The organism is Arthrobacter sp. BI5 (genome assembly GCF_056680065.1).
The window spans coordinates 3,037,051-3,057,492 of record NZ_CM155264.1 but is presented as its reverse complement, the minus strand read 5'-3'; the positions used below and the strand labels follow the sequence as shown (position 1 = coordinate 3,057,492).

At 66.7% G+C, this 20,442-nt stretch carries 22 protein-coding genes; 3 read left to right on the top strand and 19 right to left on the bottom strand.

Features of this window, described 5'->3' with window-relative positions; genetic code table 11:
- The first annotated feature begins 16 nt into the window (after window positions 1-16).
- Window positions 17-907 carry a tRNA pseudouridine synthase A gene (locus tag AC1MED_RS14015; RefSeq protein ID WP_479783844.1) on the top strand — a complete coding sequence of 297 codons (891 nt, stop codon included), beginning with the start codon at window positions 17-19 and terminating at the stop codon, window positions 905-907.
- A gap of 103 nt (window positions 908-1,010) precedes the next feature.
- Here AC1MED_RS14015 and AC1MED_RS14010 read toward each other — a convergent pair whose 3' ends face one another.
- Complete coding sequence (locus tag AC1MED_RS14010; protein ID WP_479783843.1) at window positions 1,011-2,690, bottom strand: sensor histidine kinase; 1,680 nt, start codon at window positions 2,688-2,690, stop codon at window positions 1,011-1,013.
- A 254-nt stretch (window positions 2,691-2,944) separates the two neighbouring features.
- Between AC1MED_RS14010 and AC1MED_RS14005 the strand changes: the two genes are divergently transcribed.
- Entirely contained in the window at window positions 2,945-3,727 is a 783-nt protein-coding gene (locus AC1MED_RS14005; protein WP_479783842.1) for a response regulator transcription factor, read from the top strand.
- On the opposite strand, the gene AC1MED_RS14000 is transcribed toward AC1MED_RS14005, so the two are convergent.
- From AC1MED_RS14000 to AC1MED_RS13915, 18 genes are all read right to left on the bottom strand, one after another.
- On the bottom strand, window positions 3,724-4,182 hold the full coding sequence (locus AC1MED_RS14000; RefSeq protein ID WP_479783841.1) for an Hpt domain-containing protein: 459 nt from the start codon (window positions 4,180-4,182) through the stop codon (window positions 3,724-3,726). The genes AC1MED_RS14005 and AC1MED_RS14000 overlap by 4 nt on opposite strands.
- Window positions 4,183-4,336: 154 nt before the next feature.
- Window positions 4,337-5,218 carry a type II secretion system F family protein gene (locus AC1MED_RS13995; RefSeq protein ID WP_479783840.1) on the bottom strand — a complete coding sequence of 294 codons (882 nt, stop codon included), beginning with the start codon at window positions 5,216-5,218 and terminating at the stop codon, window positions 4,337-4,339.
- Between the two features lie 7 nt (window positions 5,219-5,225).
- On the bottom strand, window positions 5,226-6,158 hold the full coding sequence (locus tag AC1MED_RS13990; RefSeq protein WP_479783839.1) for a type II secretion system F family protein: 933 nt from the start codon (window positions 6,156-6,158) through the stop codon (window positions 5,226-5,228).
- 7 nt (window positions 6,159-6,165) lie between these two features.
- Window positions 6,166-7,680 (bottom strand): TadA family conjugal transfer-associated ATPase, encoded by a 1,515-nt coding sequence (locus AC1MED_RS13985; protein ID WP_479783838.1) that lies wholly within the window; start codon window positions 7,678-7,680, stop codon window positions 6,166-6,168.
- On the bottom strand, window positions 7,681-8,874 hold the full coding sequence (locus AC1MED_RS13980) for a CpaE/TadZ family protein (RefSeq protein ID WP_346959862.1): 1,194 nt from the start codon (window positions 8,872-8,874) through the stop codon (window positions 7,681-7,683).
- Window positions 8,871-9,638, bottom strand: coding sequence for a Flp pilus assembly protein CpaB (cpaB, locus tag AC1MED_RS13975; RefSeq protein ID WP_346959861.1), 768 nt, complete (start codon window positions 9,636-9,638; stop codon window positions 8,871-8,873). The genes AC1MED_RS13980 and cpaB overlap by 4 nt, the downstream gene beginning before the upstream one ends.
- A gap of 41 nt (window positions 9,639-9,679) precedes the next feature.
- Window positions 9,680-10,717: a pilus assembly protein TadG-related protein gene (locus AC1MED_RS13970; RefSeq protein ID WP_479783837.1), complete on the bottom strand. Its 1,038-nt coding sequence runs from the start codon at window positions 10,715-10,717 to the stop codon at window positions 9,680-9,682.
- The gene (locus tag AC1MED_RS13965) at window positions 10,705-11,079 is read right to left on the bottom strand and encodes a TadE/TadG family type IV pilus assembly protein (protein WP_479783836.1); all 375 of its coding nucleotides are present in this window, start codon (window positions 11,077-11,079) and stop codon (window positions 10,705-10,707) included. Before AC1MED_RS13965 ends, AC1MED_RS13970 begins: the two co-directional genes overlap by 13 nt.
- A 104-nt stretch (window positions 11,080-11,183) precedes the next feature.
- Window positions 11,184-11,417, bottom strand: a complete 234-nt coding sequence (locus tag AC1MED_RS13960) for a Flp family type IVb pilin (RefSeq protein ID WP_479783835.1) — start codon at window positions 11,415-11,417, stop codon at window positions 11,184-11,186.
- A 245-nt stretch (window positions 11,418-11,662) separates the two neighbouring features.
- Window positions 11,663-12,544: a type II secretion system F family protein gene (locus AC1MED_RS13955; protein ID WP_479783834.1), complete on the bottom strand. Its 882-nt coding sequence runs from the start codon at window positions 12,542-12,544 to the stop codon at window positions 11,663-11,665.
- 16 nt (window positions 12,545-12,560) lie between these two features.
- Window positions 12,561-13,508, bottom strand: coding sequence for a type II secretion system F family protein (locus AC1MED_RS13950; protein WP_479783833.1), 948 nt, complete (start codon window positions 13,506-13,508; stop codon window positions 12,561-12,563).
- Window positions 13,509-13,510: 2 nt separating this feature from the next.
- Window positions 13,511-14,980 carry a TadA family conjugal transfer-associated ATPase gene (locus AC1MED_RS13945; protein WP_479783832.1) on the bottom strand — a complete coding sequence of 490 codons (1,470 nt, stop codon included), beginning with the start codon at window positions 14,978-14,980 and terminating at the stop codon, window positions 13,511-13,513.
- Complete coding sequence (locus AC1MED_RS13940; protein WP_479783831.1) at window positions 14,977-16,179, bottom strand: CpaE/TadZ family protein; 1,203 nt, start codon at window positions 16,177-16,179, stop codon at window positions 14,977-14,979. The genes AC1MED_RS13945 and AC1MED_RS13940 overlap by 4 nt, the downstream gene beginning before the upstream one ends.
- Complete coding sequence (locus AC1MED_RS13935; RefSeq protein ID WP_479783830.1) at window positions 16,176-16,871, bottom strand: RcpC/CpaB family pilus assembly protein; 696 nt, start codon at window positions 16,869-16,871, stop codon at window positions 16,176-16,178. The genes AC1MED_RS13940 and AC1MED_RS13935 overlap by 4 nt, the downstream gene beginning before the upstream one ends.
- Window positions 16,872-16,990: 119 nt before the next feature.
- The gene (locus tag AC1MED_RS13930) at window positions 16,991-18,007 is read right to left on the bottom strand and encodes a pilus assembly protein TadG-related protein (protein ID WP_479783829.1); all 1,017 of its coding nucleotides are present in this window, start codon (window positions 18,005-18,007) and stop codon (window positions 16,991-16,993) included.
- Window positions 17,995-18,399 carry a TadE/TadG family type IV pilus assembly protein gene (locus AC1MED_RS13925; RefSeq protein ID WP_479783828.1) on the bottom strand — a complete coding sequence of 135 codons (405 nt, stop codon included), beginning with the start codon at window positions 18,397-18,399 and terminating at the stop codon, window positions 17,995-17,997. The genes AC1MED_RS13930 and AC1MED_RS13925 overlap by 13 nt, the downstream gene beginning before the upstream one ends.
- A gap of 140 nt (window positions 18,400-18,539) precedes the next feature.
- Window positions 18,540-18,749: a Flp family type IVb pilin gene (locus AC1MED_RS13920; protein WP_479783827.1), complete on the bottom strand. Its 210-nt coding sequence runs from the start codon at window positions 18,747-18,749 to the stop codon at window positions 18,540-18,542.
- Between the two features lie 271 nt (window positions 18,750-19,020).
- Window positions 19,021-19,686 (bottom strand): prepilin peptidase, encoded by a 666-nt coding sequence (locus AC1MED_RS13915; RefSeq protein ID WP_479783826.1) that lies wholly within the window; start codon window positions 19,684-19,686, stop codon window positions 19,021-19,023.
- A 307-nt stretch (window positions 19,687-19,993) separates the two neighbouring features.
- Between AC1MED_RS13915 and rplM the strand changes: the two genes are divergently transcribed.
- Complete coding sequence (gene rplM / locus AC1MED_RS13910) at window positions 19,994-20,437, top strand: 50S ribosomal protein L13 (RefSeq protein ID WP_015937805.1); 444 nt, start codon at window positions 19,994-19,996, stop codon at window positions 20,435-20,437.
- Window positions 20,438-20,442: the final 5 nt, after the last annotated feature.

Sequence of the window (20,442 nt, the reverse complement as noted above, 5' to 3'; positions counted from 1 at the left end):
TTATAGACTTAAGTCTATGAACGAGCTCAAACCCGCTGCCCCCGTTATGGGGGGCGGCGGGTTTTTGCGTATCCGGCTGGATCTTTCGTACGACGGCGGCCCGTTCAGCGGCTGGGCCCTGCAGCCTGGCCGGCGGACCGTCCAGGGCGTCCTGGAGGAAGCCCTCGCGCTGCTGATCCGGCGCCCTGTCCGGGTCACGGTGGCCGGCCGCACCGACGCCGGCGTGCATGCCCGCGGGCAGGTGGTGCACCTGGACCTGAGTGAGGCGGAGTGGCAGGGGCTGAACCGGGGCGCCGAGCTGGACCCTGCGGCCGCACTGCTCCGGCGGCTCCGCGGCGCCCTGAGCCGGGGGCTGGGCGAGCTCAGCGGCGCGATCGAGGTGCACCGGGTCGCCCTCGCCCCGGAAGGCTTCGACGCGCGGTTCTCCGCACTGTGGCGGCGCTACAGCTACCGGATCGCGGACGGGGCGGCCCTCTGGGACCCGCTGGGGCGGTACTCCACGCTGTGGCACAAGGAGCGGCTGGACACCGGCCTGCTGAACGAGGGTGCCTCCCGGTTGCTGGGACTGCAGGACTTCCGGTCCTACTGCAAGCCGCGCGAAGGCGCCACCACCATCCGGGAACTGCAGCGATTCGAATTCACCCGCGGCACCGACGGCGTCATTGTCGCCACCGTCCAGGCGGATGCCTTCTGCCACAACATGGTCCGCTCGCTCGTGGGATCAGCGCTTTACGTCGGGGCCGGTCTGGAGGAGCCGGGCCGGCTGTATGAACGGCTGATCGCCCGGCAGCGGGATGCCCGGTCCCTCCTGGCCGCCCCGCATCCGCTGGTGCTTGAAGAGGTGGCGTACCCTTCCGCAAGCGGGCTGCTGGCGCGGGCCGAGCTGACGCGCGCCCGGCGCACGTAAAGACCGGCCGCGGACTTTCCCCACCTTTGCCGGCACGGAACCGGGGCGCGTCGGCGCAATACGCGGACCGTGTGCGCCAATGTTGGTGAACCTTCGATCCGGCCTAGAAAGCGGCTGGAGCCCCGTCGGCGGGCAGGTCCACGGTGAAGGTACTCCCGCAGCCGGGCAGGGTGCTGCACGAGATGGAGCCGCCGTGGCCCTCGACGATGGCCTTGGTGATGGACAGGCCCAGTCCGGCGCCGGGGATGGCGCCGTCCCGCACTGCCGGGCTCCGGAAGAACCGGTTGAAGACCTTGTCGGCGTCGGCGGCGGTCATGCCGATGCCGCTGTCCTCCACCCGCAGAAGCACCCGGCCGCCGTCCGCGCGGGCCGAGACCGTTACGGCGCCGCCGTCGGGGGAGTACTTGATCGCGTTGGAGACCAGGTTGTCCAGGGCCTGGCCGATCCGCAGCGGGTCCACGTGCGCCCACAGCGGCGCCGGCACGTCCATTGCCAGGGACACCCGGGAAGACTGTGCGTGGGCCTGCGCGGAGCCAAGCGTCGCCTCCACCAGGCCGGCCAGGTCGGTCCTGCGCGGGTGGACCTGGACCGCGGAGCTGGCGGACATCAGCAGGTCGGAGACGAGGGCCAGCAGGCGCTCGGCGTTGCGCTGTGCCACCTCGATCCGGCGCAGCACCGGCAGGGACAGCTCCTCGCCAAGGACCAGGTCCAGGTTGCCGATGATCGAGGTTAGCGGGGTGCGGAACTCGTGTGACACCGTCGCGACGACGTCTTCCTTGGCGGCGAGGGCGTTGACCAGGCCGGTGACTTCGTTGTACACGACGACGGCGCCGCGGAAGCCGCCGTCGTCGTCCTGCAGCGGCCGCGCGCCGGCGGACACCACCCGGCTGCCGGGCGCCTCCCCGAAGCAGACCAGGTGGTCCGCGAAGGACTCGCCCTTCAGGGCGCGGCGGAGCGGACGACGGCTGGGCGGGAGCGGGGTGGACTGGTCCCGTCCGGTCAGCAGCAGGTCCTCTTCCCAGTTCGGATCGCCCGGTGTTGCACCCTCGGGCGCCGCGGACGCCTCCAGCCGGGCCTGCCAGCTGTTGGTGAGCAGCCGCCGGCCGTCGGCCCCGATCGCGACGATGCCGACGTCGATGGTGTCCAGGATGGCGTTGAGCAGCCGTTCGCGCTCCCGGCTTTCTGCGAGCAGGGCCTGCAATTCGGTCTCCGTGGCGTCGACCTTGCGCTGCTGGCGCCGCAACTGCGCCCGGGCGAGCTGCATGGCCAGCGAGACGGCCAGCGTCACCAGCGCCAGGAGGGCGACAGTGGCGATGCGGCCGGCACCGTCGCCGGCGCTGGCGGCGAAGTACCAGGGCAGGCCTGCCAGCAGCGGACCCAGGAAACCGGCGGCGACGATGACGACGGGGGAGAGTCGCGAAGCCGAAATCCAGACCACGGGAAGCACGGACAGTACCCCCAGGCCGGGCAGTTCCTCCGCGGCTGCCACCCGGCTGAGTCCGATGGCGGCCAGGTCCAGGACCGGGATGGCCAGCGGGGCAAGCGGCCCCAGCCGGTGCCACGGCACGAGGAGGCATGCCAGCAGAACGGCGGCGTGCAATACCAGGGCGGACTGGCCCCAGCCGCTGGCCCAATGCAGGCGCCAGGCCTCGGGCGCTGCAGCCAGGGCGGAGGCGAGCAGCAGGGTCACGGGTAGCTGGGCCGCCAGCACCCGGGCGCGCGGCGTCAGGGCGCCAAAGCGGCGGTCCATGCCCGCGCCGAGAATCAGCGGCCGTTCACCCAATGACTAGCGCCCCTTCCTCGCACCTGGAGTTTACATTGCTGTCACGTTAAGTTGACTACAAACATATTACGGTTGTCCGCGTAACTGAGCCGGAGCCCGAAATCGGGTCCCGGGATGGGTATTGTGGCAGGACATGCGTATGCCGCGTCCTTGGGAGGCGCGGCTGGGCGCCCCGGGCACCAGCCCCGGTTTTGTAGCGGCGGACGCGGTGAGCAACCGCCGGCCAGCGGAACAGCATCGGATGTGAGGGTGGCATGACTGACCTTGGGGTGGCCGTCGTTGTTGAGGACGATGCGGATGTTCGCAACCTTGTGGAGGCGGTGCTCCGGCAAGCCGGTTTCGAGGTGCATTCGGCGGCCGAGGGCCGGGAGGGGGTCGACGTCGTCCGGCGCCGCGACGCCAGTGTGGTCACGCTCGACGTTGGCCTTCCCGATATTGACGGTTACGAGGTGCTGCGCCGGATCCGGCAGTTCAGCGACGCTTATATCGTCATGCTGACCGCCCGGACCGATGAACTCGACACGCTGACCGCGCTGCACACCGGGGCCGACGACTTCCTGACCAAGCCCTTCCGGCCCCGTGAACTGCGGGCCCGGGTGGCCGCGATGATGCGCCGGCCGCGGCAGGACGGCCAGGGTGGGCCCGGCCCGGCGGCCGCGCGCCAGGACGGTGCCGTCGCCGTCGTGGACAATGTGGTGCGCCACAACGGGCTGGCCCTCAATCCTGACACGCGTTCGGTGACGGTCGACGGCGATCCGCTCGCCCTCACCCGCAGCGAGTTCGACCTGCTGCACGCGCTCCTTCGCGGCGCGGGAGCGGTGAAGTCCAAGACTGAGCTGGTGCGGGTGGTGCGTGGCGAGTACTACCGTGCCGACGCCTACATCAGCGAGTCTGATGAGCGGGCCGTTGAGGTGCACATCGGGAATCTGCGGCGGAAACTCCGGGAGGACCCGGTGCAGCCGCGCTGGCTCCAGACGGTGCGCGGAGTGGGGTACCGGCTGGCGCCCGAGCGCTCCCAGCACGCCGAGCGCTCCTAGCGCTCCCAGAGGATGTAGCTGAACTGCAGTTCGTTCATGGTTTCACTGCCGCGGGCGGCGAGTTCGTCCAAGAGCGATGCGGCATGCCCCAGGTCCCCGCCCCGGATCGCTGCTTCGAGTTCGGCGGCGAGTTTGGCCAGGCGCAGGCCGCCGACCATCGACGAGGAGGTCTTGAGGCTCAGGACGGCGTCGAGCGCGGCCGCGGGGTCGCGGCGGTCCAGGGCGCCGGCAAGGGACTGGTACCGCTGGTCCCACATCTGCGCGTAGTCCCGGGCGAAGCCCTTGGCGACGGCGGGGCTGTTCAGCTGCTCGCCCAGGTCCTGCAGGGCGGCGGGGTCCACCAGCGGAGCGGCGTCGGGGTACGGCGCCAACAGTTCGGCGCCTCCTGCCGTGGCATCGGCGGCGGGCAGGGGGCCCGCGTTTCCCTCGTCGGGGCAGGCTGCTAAAAGAGACATGGCACTACGGTACTAGCTGTCCGGACCGGCGCCCGAGTCGGCAGGGTATCCTGCGGAAACCTTGTGGCTATCCTTGTTCCGCCTTTATGCCTGACGTTTTGCGGGTCTTTTTACCGCCTTCCGCAGCGGACGCTGCGGCCTGTTTGGCTGCTGCTTACTGGCCGCTGAACGTCGCGATGGCGTTGATCACGGCGGGACCCAGGATAGCGATGAAGAGCACCGGAAAGATGAAGAACAGCAGCGGGAAGAGGATAGTGACGGGCAGCTTCATGGCCTTCTCCTCGGCCCGCTGGCGCCGTTTGACGCGCATCACCTTGGCTTGGATCCTGAGCACCCGGCTGATCGCAATGCCGTAGGTGTCGGCCTGCACCACGGCCTGGACGAAGCTGCGCAGCTCCGGGATGTTGGTCCGTGCCGCCAGCGCCTGGTAGGCCTCCCGCCGGCTGCGTCCCACCTGCATGTCCTGGAGGGTGCGGACCAGTTCCTCAGCCAGGGGCCCCTTGCCGTTTTCACCGGCGCGGGCCATTGCCCCTTCAAACCCCAGGCCGGCCTCGACCGAGATCAGCATCTGGTCCAGGGTGTTGGCCAGTTCCAGCTGCATGATCTTCTGGCGCTCCTGGCCTTTGCTGTACAGCAGCAGGTCCGGGATGAAGTAGCCCAGGAGCATCACGAACAAGCCCACCAGTTTCAGCAGGGGCGCCGGCGTGCTGGCAAGCCACAGGCCGAGGACCGCCCCCACCAGTCCCAGCAGTGGTTTGGCGGCGAGCACCCGTCCGAGCGGGAGCGAAGCGGGGCGGCCGGCCAGGGACAGTAGCCGGTCGAGTTTTCTCACATAGGCCGCGGGGGTTAGCCGGTGGCCGATGCGCTCCAGCAGGGCCGTGTCCTTCGGGGCGGCGGCCTCGGCTGGTCCGGTGCCCAGCGAGAGGATTTCCCGGATGGCCCGTTGGGATTGGCGGTCAACGGAAAGGAAGGACCAGGCCAGGTAGGAGACAGGGAGGCAGATCAGCAGGACGGCGCTCAGGACCAGGGGACTCATCGGCAGCTCAGAACTTCAGGTCGATGATCTTGCGCATCCACAGACCACCGATCGTCATCAGGATCACGGAGGCCGCGATCATGCCCCAGCCCAGCGGGTTGGTAAACATCACGTTCATGTAGCCGGGATTGACCAGCATCAGCATCACCACGATGCCCACCGGCATGGCCATCAGGATGTAGGCGGAGAACTTGCCTTCGGCCGCGAGGGACTTGATGTGGCCCTTGATCTCACTGCGCTCGCGGATAGTCTCGTTCACCTGGTCCAGCACCTCGGCGAGGTTGCCGCCCACCTCGCGGTTGATCTGGATGGCCTGGGCAATCCAGACAAAATCCTCATTCCGCATCCGCTCGGCGGTGTCGCTGAGCGAGGCCAGCAGGTCGCGGCCCAGGGACGTTTCGGTGATGACGCGGCGCATTTCCTCCGCCGTCGGGCTTTGCGATTCGCTGCCGGCGGCGTCGATGGCGCGCAGGATACTGTGCCCGGCGCGCAGGCCGCCGGACAGTAGCTGCAGGGTGTCGCCGAGCTGGTCGTCGAACTTGGCGCGGCGTTTGCCGGTCAGGACCGTGAGGACCAGGTGTCCGGCTACCGGGGTGAGCAGGACCAGCAGGAGGGCGGGCAGGAGGCCGCCGACGACGAAGCCGGCCAGGGCGCCGATGAACGCGCCGACCGCGAGCAGGACGTAGAAGTCGCCCTGGCCCATGCGCAGTCCCGCTTGTTCCAGCGCGTCGCGGTTGAAGAGCCGGACTTTGCGCTGCGCGAAGAAGCCGTCTGCGAGGTTGACCGCGGATCCGGCGAACCGGCTGAGCGAGGAGTCCGGGGCGGCCTGGACCGGCCGCCGTCGGTCCAGGGGGACGCGTGCCGCCCCCGGTGAGAGGACCGCCACGGCCAGCAGGAGGAGGGCAGCGACAAGGAAGACGACGCCGACAGTCAGTGTCATGGCCGGCTCACGCCTTGCCGGCCGCGGCCAGGGGAGCTGCGAAGACGTTGGGGGAGACGTAGATGCCCATGTCCTCGAAGCGGTCGATGAAGCGCGGCCGGATCCCGGTGGCCACCGGCTTGCCGAGGAAACGGCCGTGCGCGTCCACGCCGGCGGAGTAGTCGAAGACGAAGGCGTCCTGGAGGGTGACAATGTCCCCCTCCATGCCCTGCACCTCGGTGACGTGGGTGATGCGCCGGGTGCCGTCCCGCAACCGGGAGATCTGCACGATCAGGTTCACGGCGGAGGCGATCTGCTCGCGGATGGCGCGCAGCGGCAGGTCCATCCCGGCCATCAGCACCAGCGTCTCGAGGCGGGCGACGGCGTCGCGCGGCGAGTTCGAGTGCACCGTGGAAAGCGAGCCGTCGTGGCCGGTGTTCATGGCTTGGAGCATGTCCAGGGACTCGCCGCCGCGGACCTCACCCACCACAATCCGGTCCGGCCGCATTCGCAGGGAGTTGCGCAGCAGGTCGCGGATGGTGACCTCGCCCTTGCCTTCGGTGTTCGGCGGCCGGCTTTCGAGGCGGACCACGTGTTCCTGTTGGATCTGCAGTTCCACTGCGTCCTCAATGGTGACGATGCGCTCGTCGTGCGGCAGGAAGGAGGAGAGGACGTTGAGCAGCGTGGTCTTGCCGGTGCCGGTGCCGCCGGAAACGATGATGTTCAGCTTGGCCCGCACGCAGGCGTTCAGCAGTTCCGCCATCTCGGGGGTCAGGGTGCCGAAGTCGATCAGGTTCCGCACCGTCAACGGCACCTTGCTGAACTTTCGAATGGTCAGCGAGGACCCGCCGACCGCCAGCGGGGGGATGACGGCGTTGACGCGGGAACCGTCCTCGAGCCGTGCGTCCACGAGCGGGGATGACTCGTCGATCCGGCGGCCCACCTTGGAGACGATGCGTTCGATCACCTTGCGCAGGTGGTCCTCGGAGCTGAAGCGCGAGTCGGTCAGGGTGAGCTGGCCCTTGCGTTCCACGTAGATCTGGTCCATCCGGTTGACCATGATCTCGGTGACCGCGGGGTCATCCAGCAGCCGCTGCAACGGACCGTAGCCGAGCACGTCATCCGCGACGTCGCGGACCAGCCGGGTGCGCTCCTCGGTGGACAGCGGCACCTGTTCGGCGTCGATGATGCGGGTCAGTTCGTCGCGGGCGGTGGCGCGAAGTTCCTCTTCCTTGACCGCCGAATCGCTGAAGCGCGTGCCCATCCGTTCGAACAGGGCGGTGGCTGCCCGCTCCTTGAGCGCGGCGAAGGCGTCCACCGGCTGCTGGCCCTTGGCACGGGCCGTGTCGGGATGTTCCGCGAACGACGGCGCGGCTGCCGCGGCGAGGCGCGACGGCTCGGGGCGTGCCGGTTCAACGCCGGGGGACAGGCGGGGCGTGCCGGCCGGGGCCGCCGTCGGCGCCACCGCTGCCGGCTGCTTCGGTGCTGCCGGCTGTGCGTGCGGGCCGGCTTCCGCCGCGGAGAGTCGCTCGGAGAGTTTCATTTAGACCACCACCCTGCGGTGCAGTTTCTTCTGGGCCGTGGCGCGCCAGGCCGGGTCGAAGCGTGTCACCAGCTGCCGCAGCCCCTTCACAGCCGGGTCCTTGCGCCCGTCCTGCAGGACCGGGATCCCGCGGTTCGTGGAGTAGGCCACCGCCTTGGAACGCGGAATGCTCACGTCTACCGGAGCGCCGATGGTGGCTTCGACGTCCTGGACGCTGAGGCCGGACTTGGAGTCCGCCATGTTCAGGACCACGTGCCGGGTTTCCGGCAGCAGGTCCAGCCGGCGCAGGATTTCCAGCCCCGAGCGGAGGCCGCGGATGCTGGGGACGTCCATGGCACTGACCCAGACAACGTCGGTGCACTGCTCCATCGCGGCCAGGCCCACCTCCGGCAGGCCCGGGGCGGTGTCCACGACGACGTACTGGAACTGCTCGGCGAGTTGTTCGATCAACCGGCTGACCTGCTGGGGCGTGATGTCATCGGCCTCCACCGGCGTGCGGGGCGCGCAGAGGGCATAGATACTGCTGGGATGGACCGTGAGGAAAGCCTTGAGGACCAGCGAGTCCTGGCTGGCCGAGGCGGAGACCGCGTCGGTGACGGTGTGCTCCGGGTTCAGGTACAGGCCGGAAGCCACGTCGCCGAACTGCAGGTCCAGGTCCACGATGACAACGCCCATCGGGGCCACCTGGCCCAGTCCGATGGCGATATTCGTGGCGATGGTGGTCTTGCCGACGCCGCCTTTGGGGGAGAAGACGCCGATCACCAGGCCCTTGGGCTTGCTGTCCGGCTGCTGTACGGCCGTGGCCCGGGTCCGGCTGGCATAGGACTGGCAGGCACGCTCCAGCAGCACCCGGATCTGGGCCGGGTCCGAGGCGGGACTGAGGATGTCCCGGATCCCGGCGCGCATCGCGAGCAGCACAAACTCCGGCTCGGGCTCGCCCACCAGGATCACGCTCAGCTCGGGCAGCTGCACGTCAAATACCGTGGCGAGCCGCAGGGCGTCCTCGATCGGAACGTCGGGCCCGAGGATCAGCACCTCGGGGCGCTCCTGGTTGAGATTGGCGAACAGTTCACCGGGGTTGGCTGGATTGACGAACGCGAAAGTCTGGACGCCGCCCGGCAGCCCGCCCGCCACGGCCTGGCGTACCCGCGCGTCGAAGTCGGTGTTGGGGGTGATCAGAACGAAGCGGCTCACTTGTAGACCTCGGCTCCCTGCATTGCGCCTTGTCCGCTTTCCTTTGCGTCGAGCGGTTCCTTGCTCAACCAGAGGGTCGCAAATTCGGCGGCGTAGACGATCTTTGACGCGTTGACATCGTTGACTGCAACCGTGAGCAGCAAAGCGCCGGTGGGCAGCGAAGTGTCCTCCACCGGGGCATCGGGAGCGCCACTGGCGTTGGGCTGCGGGCTGGGAGTGGCCACGGGGGCGCGCTGCACTGCCGTGATCAGGACTTTGTGGATGGCTAGCTGGGTAGTCTCCTTGTCGGGCTTGGCCTCGAGTCCGCCTTTTTTCTGCGAAATGAAGATGCCGATGTGATCGCCCGGTGCCAGGCGCCCGCCAACCACCCGTTGCGGCTCCAGCTGGAAGGACACCTCCTGGAGTCCCTTCGGCACTTTCACCGATCCACTGGCCTGGAGCGCTTCCGGTTCGACCAGCCGCTCGGCCACGAGCTGCTCACCCGGCAAGAGCTCCACGGCTGTCACCTTCCCGGCCAAGCCGTCCAGGTTCTTCAGGGCTGTTTTGGAGACAGCCTTGCCCGGTAGTTCCTGGCTGGTGACGAAGGCCCGCAACGTCTCCACGGGGGTGCCGGCGGGGATTGCCTTTTGCACCACCATCACGGAGACCGGCTCCAGGTTCTGCACAGCACGGGTGTCGGCTCCCTGGGCGTAGCTGACGACGAGGATGGCACCGACGATGGCCAGCACGACGGCGGCCAGTCCTGCCAATAAGCGTGACTTCAAAAACTGCTCCTGAACCGGTGAGGGACTGCGGGTGTACTGGGTTACTTCGTGAGGCGGACTACGGTGGCTCCACTGGAATCGACCGGGCCGAGCGTGAAGCCGTCCGCCAGCGAGACATATTTGATGAAACTGCCGATGATGCCGCGGCAGTTTCCGTCGCACGCCACCGCCGAGGGGACGGTCGGGGCCGTGTTCTGGAAGGTGTCGGGGAGCGTGCTATTGCCGCTGAACTTCCAGCCTTTGACCTTGAACGCGGCGAAGGATTTGAGACTGTAGATGGCACCGTTGCCGGTACCGGTGACGCGGTCAAAAACCGGGAGCAGGACAACTACCTCCTTGCCGGCGGTAATGTCCGAGGCCCACCGATTCAAGGTGGCCGCGCAAACAGACGGGGAGCTGTTGCCCGGGTCGCTGCCGCTCTCTGCCAACGCAAGGTCGATCAGCCCGCCGCACACCCCCGGGTCGCTGACCAGCCAGCCGAAGCCACCCTCAACGGCCGCTCCCGAAGGTCCATAGTTGCAGTCCGGATTCGCATTGCTGCCGTGGTTCTGCAGCAGCTGCAGGGTACCGTCGACGTGGCCCTGGACCTGGCAGATCGAGAAGGTGACGGGGAACGCCGTCGGACCTTTCACCGGGCTGCCCCAGGTAACAGCGGATGTCGCCGAGACCTCGGCGGAGGTGTAGCCCAGGGCGCGCGCAAAAAACAAGGACACCCGGTTCGGCTCCTTGCCGGGCTCCTGGGCCGAGGCGGCGACGGTGACGGTGCGGTTGACCTTGTCGAGGAGCAGCGACTGGATGTTGCTGACGCCGTCGCCGGCGTTGCCGTTGGCGAGGCCCCGCGCCAGCGTGGACGTGGCCGAGCATTGGGCGTCGTTGATATCCTTGGCGCACTTTTGGGCCACGGCCAGGGCAGCGGCGTCGGAGCCGTTACGCAGCTGCGTCCGCTCCGCGTACAGCATGCCGACGTCGACGGCGAGGGCCGCGAAACCGAGCAGCGACACCATCAGGATCGCAACCATAATGGCCATCCCGCCGCGCTCGCGGTCCGCGGCGGCTTCCAGAGTGCTCAACCGCCGCACAGCATGACTCCTTTGCCTTCCATCGGGAACGGCCCGGCGATGCCGGTCATCGTGGAGAGGGTGTAGGTGATCTGGACCGTCACCTGCGCACCGGAGGTGCAGGGGGTGGGGCTGATCGTGATGTTGGAGTCGGCGAGGGCGGGCCTCAGTCCGGTGGTGGCATTTTTCACCGCAGTGCGCGCCGCGGATGCACTGTTGTTGATGGCCATCACGCGCACGCCCTCCCGGGCGGCACTGGAGAGTGAAATCTGTACGTTGTAGGCACGGCCGAATTCCATGATCCCCAGCAGCATCATCACCAGAACCGGGGCCAGGAGGGCGAACTCCACCGCGACGGCGCCCCGTTCGTTTGTCTTGGACATGGGGGACCGCCTTCCTGGATGGCTGTTCGCTGGCGCCTGAACAGATTCAGGGTTGGGAAAGGCCGGAGCCTTCCCCAACCCTGGCTGGTGGATCTTGGGCGGTACTACGGCGCGGCGACGCAGCCACCCGAGCCGGTTCCGCCGGTCGCCGAGTAGGTCTTGCCCTGCAATTTGCAGCCCACGTCCTGGAAGGTGCTGTTCAAGGTGCCGCCGAGCAGCGTGACAGCAACGATGATCACGACGGCGATGAGGGAGACCATGATGCCGTATTCTACGGCGGTGGCGCCGCGCTGGTCGCGGCGAAGGCGGGTTGCGATATTGGAGAGGTAGGAACGCATTGGTGACTCCTGAGCGAGTTGGGCGGCTGGCCCTGCACCAGCACTGAGAGGAACTTAGCAACCGCCGACACGCCGTCAATCCGATTTTGGAACATCCTGTGCCAAGGCTTCCCAAACTGCACATTTCCTGTACTTTCCCTGCGCGGATCCTGCGCTGAGCTGTTGTCTGGGCACGCAAGAGGACCCCCTTGGCTCTGGGTACCAAGGGGGTCCGGTCTTGGGGCGGCCGATGAGGGGCCGCGCGGTTACTGGTTGGCGAAGACGTCCATGATGCTCATCACTGTCGGGCATAGCACCACGATGAAGAGGGTGGGCAGGATCGTGAAGATGAGCGGAAACAGCATCTTGACCGGCATCTTCATAGCGTGTTCCTCGGCCCGCTGGCGGCGCTTCATCCGCATGTCCTTCGCCTGGGCGTTCAGCACGTTGGCGATCGCAATCCCGTAGGCGTCGGCCTGGACCACGGCCCGGACAAAGGACCGAAGATCCGGCACGTCCACCCGCTGGGCCATGGCCAGGTACGCGTCCTTGCGGGAACGGCCCACCTGGATGTCTTGCAGCGTCCTGATCAGCTCCTCGGCCAGCGGGCCCTTGCCGTTCTGTCCGGCCCGGGCCATGGCGGTCTCGAAGCCCAGCCCGGCCTGGACCGAGATGAGCATCTGGTCAAGCGCGTCCGGCAGGTCGAGCTTGATCCGCTGGCGCCGCTTCTGGGCATGGTTCCGCAAGAGGATGTCCGGGACAAAGTAAGCCAGCGCGGTCATGGCCACCATCAAGAGGACGTTGCCGGCTGTGGGCTTTCCTGCCACCAGGAAGATCCCAAGCACAGCCCCGGCGAGGGCCAGCAGCGGCTTGACCATGATGACGCGGCCAAGCGGCCAATCCTTGGGCCGGCCGGCCCCGGCGAGCTGCTTGTCCAGCCACGCCGTGTAACCCTTGGGCGTCGCCTTCCGGGTCAGGGCCGCAATCTGGCCGGTGGCGGAGAGTGCAGAGCCAGCGGCCTGCGGGCCGCGCCCGAGGTTCGCCTGGACGTTGCGGAGGCCGGCCCGGTCCCCGGTGAATGCGAGCCAGGTCATGATCGACAGCGGGGCGACAACCGCCAGGATTGCTGCGTAGGCAATGGTTTGCACAGGGCTCTCCTTTCTCTCAGAACTTCGGCTTGATGAGTCGGCTGAGCCAGAAGCCGCCCGCGGCCAGCAGCAGCAGGGCCACGCCAATCATCAGGTAGCCCGGCAGGGTGGTCAGGAAGACCTTTGAGTACAGCGGGTTGAAAAGCGTCAGCACAGTGAACATCAGTACGGGCAGCGCCATCAGGACCATGGCGGACATGCGTCCTTCCGCGCTCAGGGCCCGGACCTGGCCCCGGACCTGGTTCCGGTCCCGGATGGTTTCGCCCACGTGGTCCAGGACCTGGGCAAGGTCGCCGCCCACTTCCCGGTGGATCTCAATGGCCCTGGTGATCGAGGCGAAGTCCTCGTTGTCCGTGCGCCGTGCGACGTCGGCGAGGGACTCGCCAAGGTCACGGCCGATCCGGGTTTCGTTGACCACCCGGTTGAGTTCCTCCTTCATCGGAGCCTCCGACTCCTCGGCCGAGGCATCCACCGACCGAAGCAGGCTGTGGCCTGCCCGCAGGCCGCCGGCCAGCATCTGCAGCGAGTCGGGAACCTGCTCATCGAACTTCTTCCGCCGCCTGGAGACCAGGAGGTTGAGGAGTAAGACCAGGCCTACCGGAGTGACGAACGTCAGCAGGACGGCCAGGGCCGGTCCGCCGAGCAGGAACCCCAGCACTGCCGCGACGAACGTGAAAGCGCCGGCCATCAACAGGTAGTCGCCCGGCTGTTTCTTCAGTCCGGCGCTGTCAAGTTTCTCCCGGCTGAGGAATCCGGGCCCGCGGCTGCGGAGCCCTTGGTTCAGTGTGTGCACGGCCTGGTCCGTGAGCCGGGTCAGGCCGGAGGAGGGGACGTGCACCGCGTCCGGGCGCCGCCGGGACAGTGGAACCTCCCGGGACTTGAAGACCACGGAGACCAGGATTGCCAGGGCCGCGTAGGCCAGGATGAGACCGGCGACGAAGATAAGCGGAGACTGGTCCGGCACGGTCACCGCCCCCTGACAGGCGTTGCACCGAACACGGCCGGTGAAATGGGGATTCCGAGCTCGGCGAAGCGGTCGGTGAACCGTGGGCGAACACCGGTGGGTACGGGTTTGCCCAGGAAGCGCCCCTGGGCGTCCATACCGGCCGAATAGTCGAAGACGAAGGCATCCTGGAGGGTGACGATGTCGCCTTCCATGCCCTGGACCTCCGTGATGTGGGTGACCCGGCGGGACCCGTCCCGGAGCCTGGAGATGTGCACGATCAAGTTCACAGCCGAGGCCACCTGCTCGCGGATGGCGCGTAGCGGCAGGTCCATGCCGGCCATCAGCACCAGGGTTTCCAGGCGTGCGATCGCATCCCGGGGGGAGTTGGCGTGCACGGTGGAGATGGAACCGTCGTGGCCGGTATTCATGGCCTGCAGCATGTCCAGGCATTCGCCGCCGCGGACTTCGCCGACCACGATCCGGTCCGGCCGCATGCGCAGCGAGTTCCGGACCAGGTCCCGGATGGAGATCTCGCCCTTGCCCTCGATGTTCTGGGGGCGGCTCTCCAACCGGACCACGTGGTCCTGCTGCAATTGCAGTTCCACGGCGTCCTCGATGGTGACGATCCTGTCCGCGCTCGGGATGAACGAGGAGAGCACGTTCAGCAGGGTCGTCTTGCCGGTACCGGTGCCGCCGGAAACGATGATGTTCAGCCTGGCCAGGACACAGGCCTGCAACAGTTCCGCCATCTCGGGCGAGAGACTGCCCATCGAGATCAGGTCATGGACGGTCAACGGGTCGCGGCCGAATTTCCGGATGGTAAGTGCCGGTCCGTTGACGGCCAGCGGCGGGATGATGGCGTTGACGCGGGATCCGTCCGACAGCCGGGCGTCCACCAGGGGGGACGATTCGTCGATGCGGCGTCCCACGTTGGAGACGATCCTTTCGATGACCCGCCGCAGGGCGTCGTCGGAAGAGAACTTCGCGTCCGTGAGCTGGAGTTGCCCCTGGCGCTCCACGTAGATCTGGTCGAAGCGGTTGACCATGACTTCGGTGACCGTGGGATCGTCCAGGAAGCGCTGGATCGGACCGTGGCCGAGGACGTCGTCGATGATCTCCCGGATCAGCCGCTGCCGCTCGACCGAGGTGAGCGGGATCTGCTCCTCATCAACGACAGCCTTAAGCTCATCTTTGACTGACTGATGGAGCTCCGTCTCGTCCACGGAGGAGTCGGTGATGCGGGACCCGAGCCGTTCGAAGAGCGCCTGGCTGGCGCGCTCCTTGAGCGCGTTCAGTGCTTCGCTGGCGACGGATGCGGTCTGCTGCAGGTCCGGGAATCCCGGCTGCGCCTCGGCGGCCGTCTTGGCCTCCAGGATCCGGCCTAGGGTGGCCGGCGCGGCCTGTGACGCGAAGACGTCGACAGGGGGTTTTTCCTGGGGTGCGGCCGGAACGCCGCCGCGCAGTTGCTGGAATCTGTCCGTAAGGCTCACTGGACTACCGCCCTTCGATGGAGTTGCTTGTGCGGCCTGGCTTCCCACTCCGGCTTGAAGCGTTCGACCAGCTGGCGCAGGCCTTTCAGCGCTGCGTCCCGGCTGCCGTCCTGCAGGACGGGGATGCCCTTGTTGGTGGAGAACGGCAGGGTACGGGACCGTGGCAGGACCACGTCCACCGGCGCCCCGACGGTGGCCTCGACGTCCTTGAGCGTCAGGCCAGCCCGGCGGTCGGCCATGTTCAACACGATGTGGCGGTGGGCAGGGACCAGATTGAGCTCGTCCAGGATCTGGAACCCGGTCCGCATGCCCCGGATGCTCGGCACGTCCATCCCGCAGATCCAGACGGCATCGGTGGCTTGTTCCAGGGTGGCCAGGACGTGCTCGCCAAGGCCAGGTGCGGTGTCCACCACCACGTACCGGAACTCCTGCCGCAACTGCTCCAGCAGGTGGGAAACGTGCGCCGCGCTGATGCGGTCCATCTCCACCGGCGTCCGGGGGGCACACAAGGCGTAGATGCCCGCCGGATGGACCGTGAGATAAGTCTTCAGCACCATGGAGTCTTGGCTGGCGGCCCCCATCACCGCATCGGTAATGGTGAACTCCGGCTCGAGCAGGAGCCCGCTGGCCACGTCGCCGAACTGGAGGTCAAGATCAACAATGACCACACTCATGGGCGCAGCTTTCCCCAAACCCACCGCGAGGTTGGTAGCCACCGTCGTCTTACCCACGCCACCCTTGGGTGACATCACCGCGATGACACGCCCGGAGCCGTGGTCGGCATGCTCGGTGGCCTGCGGCCCGAGTCCCCGGCGGCGGCCGGCAGCGGCGAGGCTGGCCCGCTCCAACATCACCCGAATGGTGTCGGGGTCGGCTCCGGGATCCAACAGGTCTCGAACGCCGGCGCGCATCGCCTGGACGACGGTCTCCGGATCCGCCGTGACGGCCAGGACGACGCTGATCTCCGGGTATTGCAGGTCCACCACGGCAGCCAGCTTCAAGGAGTCGGCCACCGGGACCCCGGGTCCAAGGACCAAGACCTCGGGCGGGTCGCCGACCATCTGGCGCATAATGTCGGCCGGGCCCTCGGGCAGGTAGTCGGCTTTGAAGACATGCAGTTCCCCGTGCATGCCGCTGACGGCGAGCCGGACCAGACGTTCGAAATCGGTGTTGGGCGTGATCAGGACGAAGCGGCTCATCGGAACAACCTCGACGAATCCACGTAGCTGGCCCCGGTCTCGGCCGCGTTCTGCGGCTCCTTGGAGAGGTAGACCTTGCCGAACTCGGCGGCGAATACGATCCGCTCGGCGTCGGCGGAGTTGCGGGCGATGGTGATCAAGTAGGTGCGGTCGCTCGGCACCTTGGTGCTGCCGCTGACCGTTGTCGATGAGGCCTGGCTGGTGCCGGCCTCGCCGGCGGCGCCGGCGGCGGTCTGTGCGGCAGCGCCGTCACTGAACTGGGCCGCGGTGACGAGTACCTTGTGGAAGCCCAGCTGAGTCTTGCTGGCCTTCTGCCCGTTGGCTCCGGCGGAGACTGACTCCAGGGAGAGGAAGACGCCGACGGTGTCACCGGCGTTCACCTTTCCGCCAGCGACCCTTTCGATCGGAAGCTTCAAGGTTATTTCCTGCAGCCCGGCCGGTACCTGGACCCTGGACGGGCCGAGGAACGACTGCTCATCCACCATGCGGCTGGAGATCAGTTGTTCGCCGGGTACCAGGGCCACGGAGGCGACTTTCGAACCGAGTGACGCGAGGTCGGTGACGGTGTTGCTGGCCAGCGCGGCCTTGGGTACTTCCTTTCTGGCGACGGCGGCGGCGATTTTGTCAGCCGAGGCACCGGCCGGAATGGCCTGCTGCACGATGTAGACACTTTCCGTTTCCGTTCCAGCCATTGCGCGTTTATCAGCATTTTGTACATAGGAAACCAGTAAAATTGTTCCAACAATTGCCACAAGAAATGCGGCGATGCCCCCCAGCAGGCGTGTTTTCATTTCTACCCCTTAGAAATTAGCTATTTGATAAGCCGGATATTCACGGTTCCGAGATCCGAGCCGGTACCCGGTGTCCCCTCTACCTCACCGATGGATTCAAATCGAATAAATTGACCGATGATGCCGCGGCAATTGCCGGTGCACGCATTGGCGGGAGCGCTGACCCAGGGCATAGTCGCCCGGAAGACCTCGGGCGTTCCGCCACCGGAGAACGCCCAGCCGATGATGTTGAACGTCGCGTAGCCGCGAATGTGGAACCAGCCGCCGGCGCCGGTACCGCCGGCATCGTCGTAGACCGGGAAGGTGGCCTCGACGCTGCCACCGGCGAGGATCGTGTCCCGCCAGCCGGTGACGATGGCGGTGCAAGTAGTGGGAAAATTAGCCCCGGTGTCGGTGTCGGCGATGTCGCCGGCGTCAGTGGTGGCCGTGCAAGTGCCGCTTTCATCCAGCCAGCCGAAACCGCCGGGAATGACGTGCCCCGAGGTGGATGTGCAGGTGCCGCTGTCAGGCTTGTACTTGATCAGCTGAATGTCGCCGGTCTCTTCGGCCCCGGAGAGGTCGTACTGGCAGTCAGAGATCGCCAAGGGAAAAGCTGTTGCTCCACCGAGGGGTTCGATCACCGCCGTGGCACGGGCTCCGACCGTCACCGGCGGGGCATTGAGCGCACTGGCGAACAACTGCGTGAGGAACCCTGCGCCACTTGTTCCATTGAGGGTGGACGTCGCCACTGTCACCTGGTTGGAAATGGAAAGGTCCACAGAGTCGACGGTCGTAGCGCCGTCGTTCGAGTTCCCGGCAGTCATTTCTTGGGCCCAGGGAAGAGCCTGCGTTGGGCAGTCGGCCGGGCTGCTGTGGCACTGTTGTGCGGCTGCCATCGCGGCCGCATCTGCGGCGTTCTGCAGCTGGGCCCGTTCGGCATAGATCTGGCCGACATCCACGGCCATGGCGCCGGCGCCGATGAGGACCAGCATCATGACCGCGACCAGGACGCCGGCAGCGCCGCGCTCCTTCTCGCCCCGGATGCCTAGCCGCCGCATCGCATGGCTCCTACGCCCGTCATGGTCAGGGTGCCGCCGAGCAGCCCGGTGAGCGTGGAGCCCGCGTAAGTCACAGTGACATTGGCCGTGAGGCCCTCGTCGCAGGCGCCCGGTGTGAAGGCGAAGGTGAATGCCGCCGGATTTAGGCCGGGGGCGCCGTTGACAGCGGCGGCCCGGGCGAGCGCCTGGTCGTTCTCGATCGCCATGGTGCGGGCGGCCTCACGGGCGGCCTGGGTGACCGAGATCTGCAGGTTGTAGGCGTGGGCGAACTCGACGATGCCACCCACCAGGGCCAGCAGGACGGGTGCCACGAGGGCGAACTCGACGGCGGCGGCCCCCCGCTCGCGCCGGCCGGCGCCTTTTCGTGGCGTCGGTGAAATGCTGCGCTTCATTGCTTCCCCCCAGGGATCGGTGCAGCTGAAGATGGAAAACCGGCTGAAAAGCCGAGTGCCGCGTCCGCGCTTGGCGGACGCGGCACATCAGGTGGTGCAGAGACCCTCGGCCGGGAGACCTCCGGCCGGCGGGCGGCTAGTTACGGTGCCCGCCAGGTGTTGACCTCGGTCGCCAGAGCCGTGAACCAGTTGCTGAGCGACTGGCCGAAGAGGGTGGCGCCGCCGATGACCAGGAAGGCGATGAAGGCAACGAGCAGCGAGTATTCCGTCGCCGTCGCTCCCTTCTCGGATTCCAGCCGGTCCTTGACGCCGGCGATGAAAGAAAGCATTGAGACCATGAGACCAGTCATTTTAAAAGTCCTTTTCCAGAGTTTCCGAATTGTTTTACGAAGCTCCAGCAAATCCCCTTTTGCTATCTGGTGGGGCTTCGTTGGGACAACATTTGCACGGCGATTAACGGCCCTGCAATGGCTTCGACTACTCGACTTCTGGGGACGAAATGAGGGGTTTACTTATGGCATCCGGAGGGATGTACTCAGTTTTTTAGGGCGGCGCGGCGGCAACTACTTGTTTTGATAAGTCCGCTTACTGGTTCCCCCGCAAATGGTGCGGGGGAGGGGGCTACGCCGAGAGCAGGGCGGTGATCAGGGCCGCGGCCAGCATGGAGGGTCCGAAGGCGACTTCTTTAGGCTTATTTCCGCGGTTTTTGAGGACGAGGGCCAGGGAGACCAGGCCGCCGGCCACCAAGCCCAGGGCGCCGCCGTAGAACAGGGGGCTCCAGCCTAGGTAGCCTAAGTACAGGCCGAGCGGAGCCGCGAGCTTAACATCGCCCATTCCGAGGCTGCTGGGGCTGATGAGAGCCAGGATGAAGTAGAAAAAGAAGAGGATGACGGCGCCGGCGAGGGCGCGGACCAGCTCTTCCCAGCCTCCAAGTGCCGCCGAAGCGGCTGCGAGCAGCACGATTCCGGCTCCCAGCAGGGGTATAACCAGTCGGTTTGGCAGCAGATGATGGACAATATCGATTCGCGCCAGCTGAATGCCGATAACCGCCAAAACAATAAATGCCGGCAGTTCCGGAGCTGCACCGAAGCGCCAGGCCAACAGCGCGCACAGCGCTGCGGCGGCAACCGACGTCGTGATCTTCTGCGCACGAGTGGGGCGGCCTGCCAAGTGCGGCAGGATGCGTCCCACCACGACGTCGCCCAGCACCCCGAGGAACAGCCCGGCGGCGGCTGCTCCGGCGATGAACAGCAACGGCACGGAACCGGCAAAGGCGGGATCAGGCACGGGACCTCCAGGAACGCGGCGGGCCGGAACTGAACGGCAGGCTGGTCAGCATGCCACCGGACACCCCATTTTGACCCACGCCCCCGGCTTCCGCTATTCTTGGTAGTCGTTGTGCGTGTCCTATCTCGATGATGCGTGCCCGCTTGAGAATCCGGTTGCAGGATAGCTACTCAACGTGCACATTCGAGACCACAGGATGACTGGTTACATGGAGCCCTCACCTCTGTTCCGGTAGCGCATAGATAGTAGGTGCACCTCCGCGTGACGCCTAAAACAAGAACGCCAGAACAAGAACGAGGCAAACACCGTGCGTACGTACACCCCGAAGCCCGGCGATATCAACCGCCAGTGGCACGTCATTGACGCCACAGACGTTGTCCTTGGTCGTCTCGCCAGCCAGACCGCAATCCTGCTGCGCGGCAAGCACAAGGCCACCTTTGCGTCCCACATGGACATGGGCGACTTCGTCATCATCATCAACGCTGAAAAGGTTGCCCTCACCGGTGCCAAGCTGGAGCAGAAGCGCGCATACCGCCACTCCGGCTACCCGGGCGGCCTGACCAGCGTCAACTACGCGGAGCTGCTGGAATCCAACCCGGTCCGCGCCGTGGAGAAGGCCATCAAGGGCATGCTCCCGAAGAACTCCCTCGCTGCACAGCAGCTGGGCAAGCTGAAGGTTTACCGCGGCGCCGAGCACCCGCACGCCGCCCAGCAGCCCAAGACTTTCGAAATCACCCAGGTCGCCCAGTAGTCCTG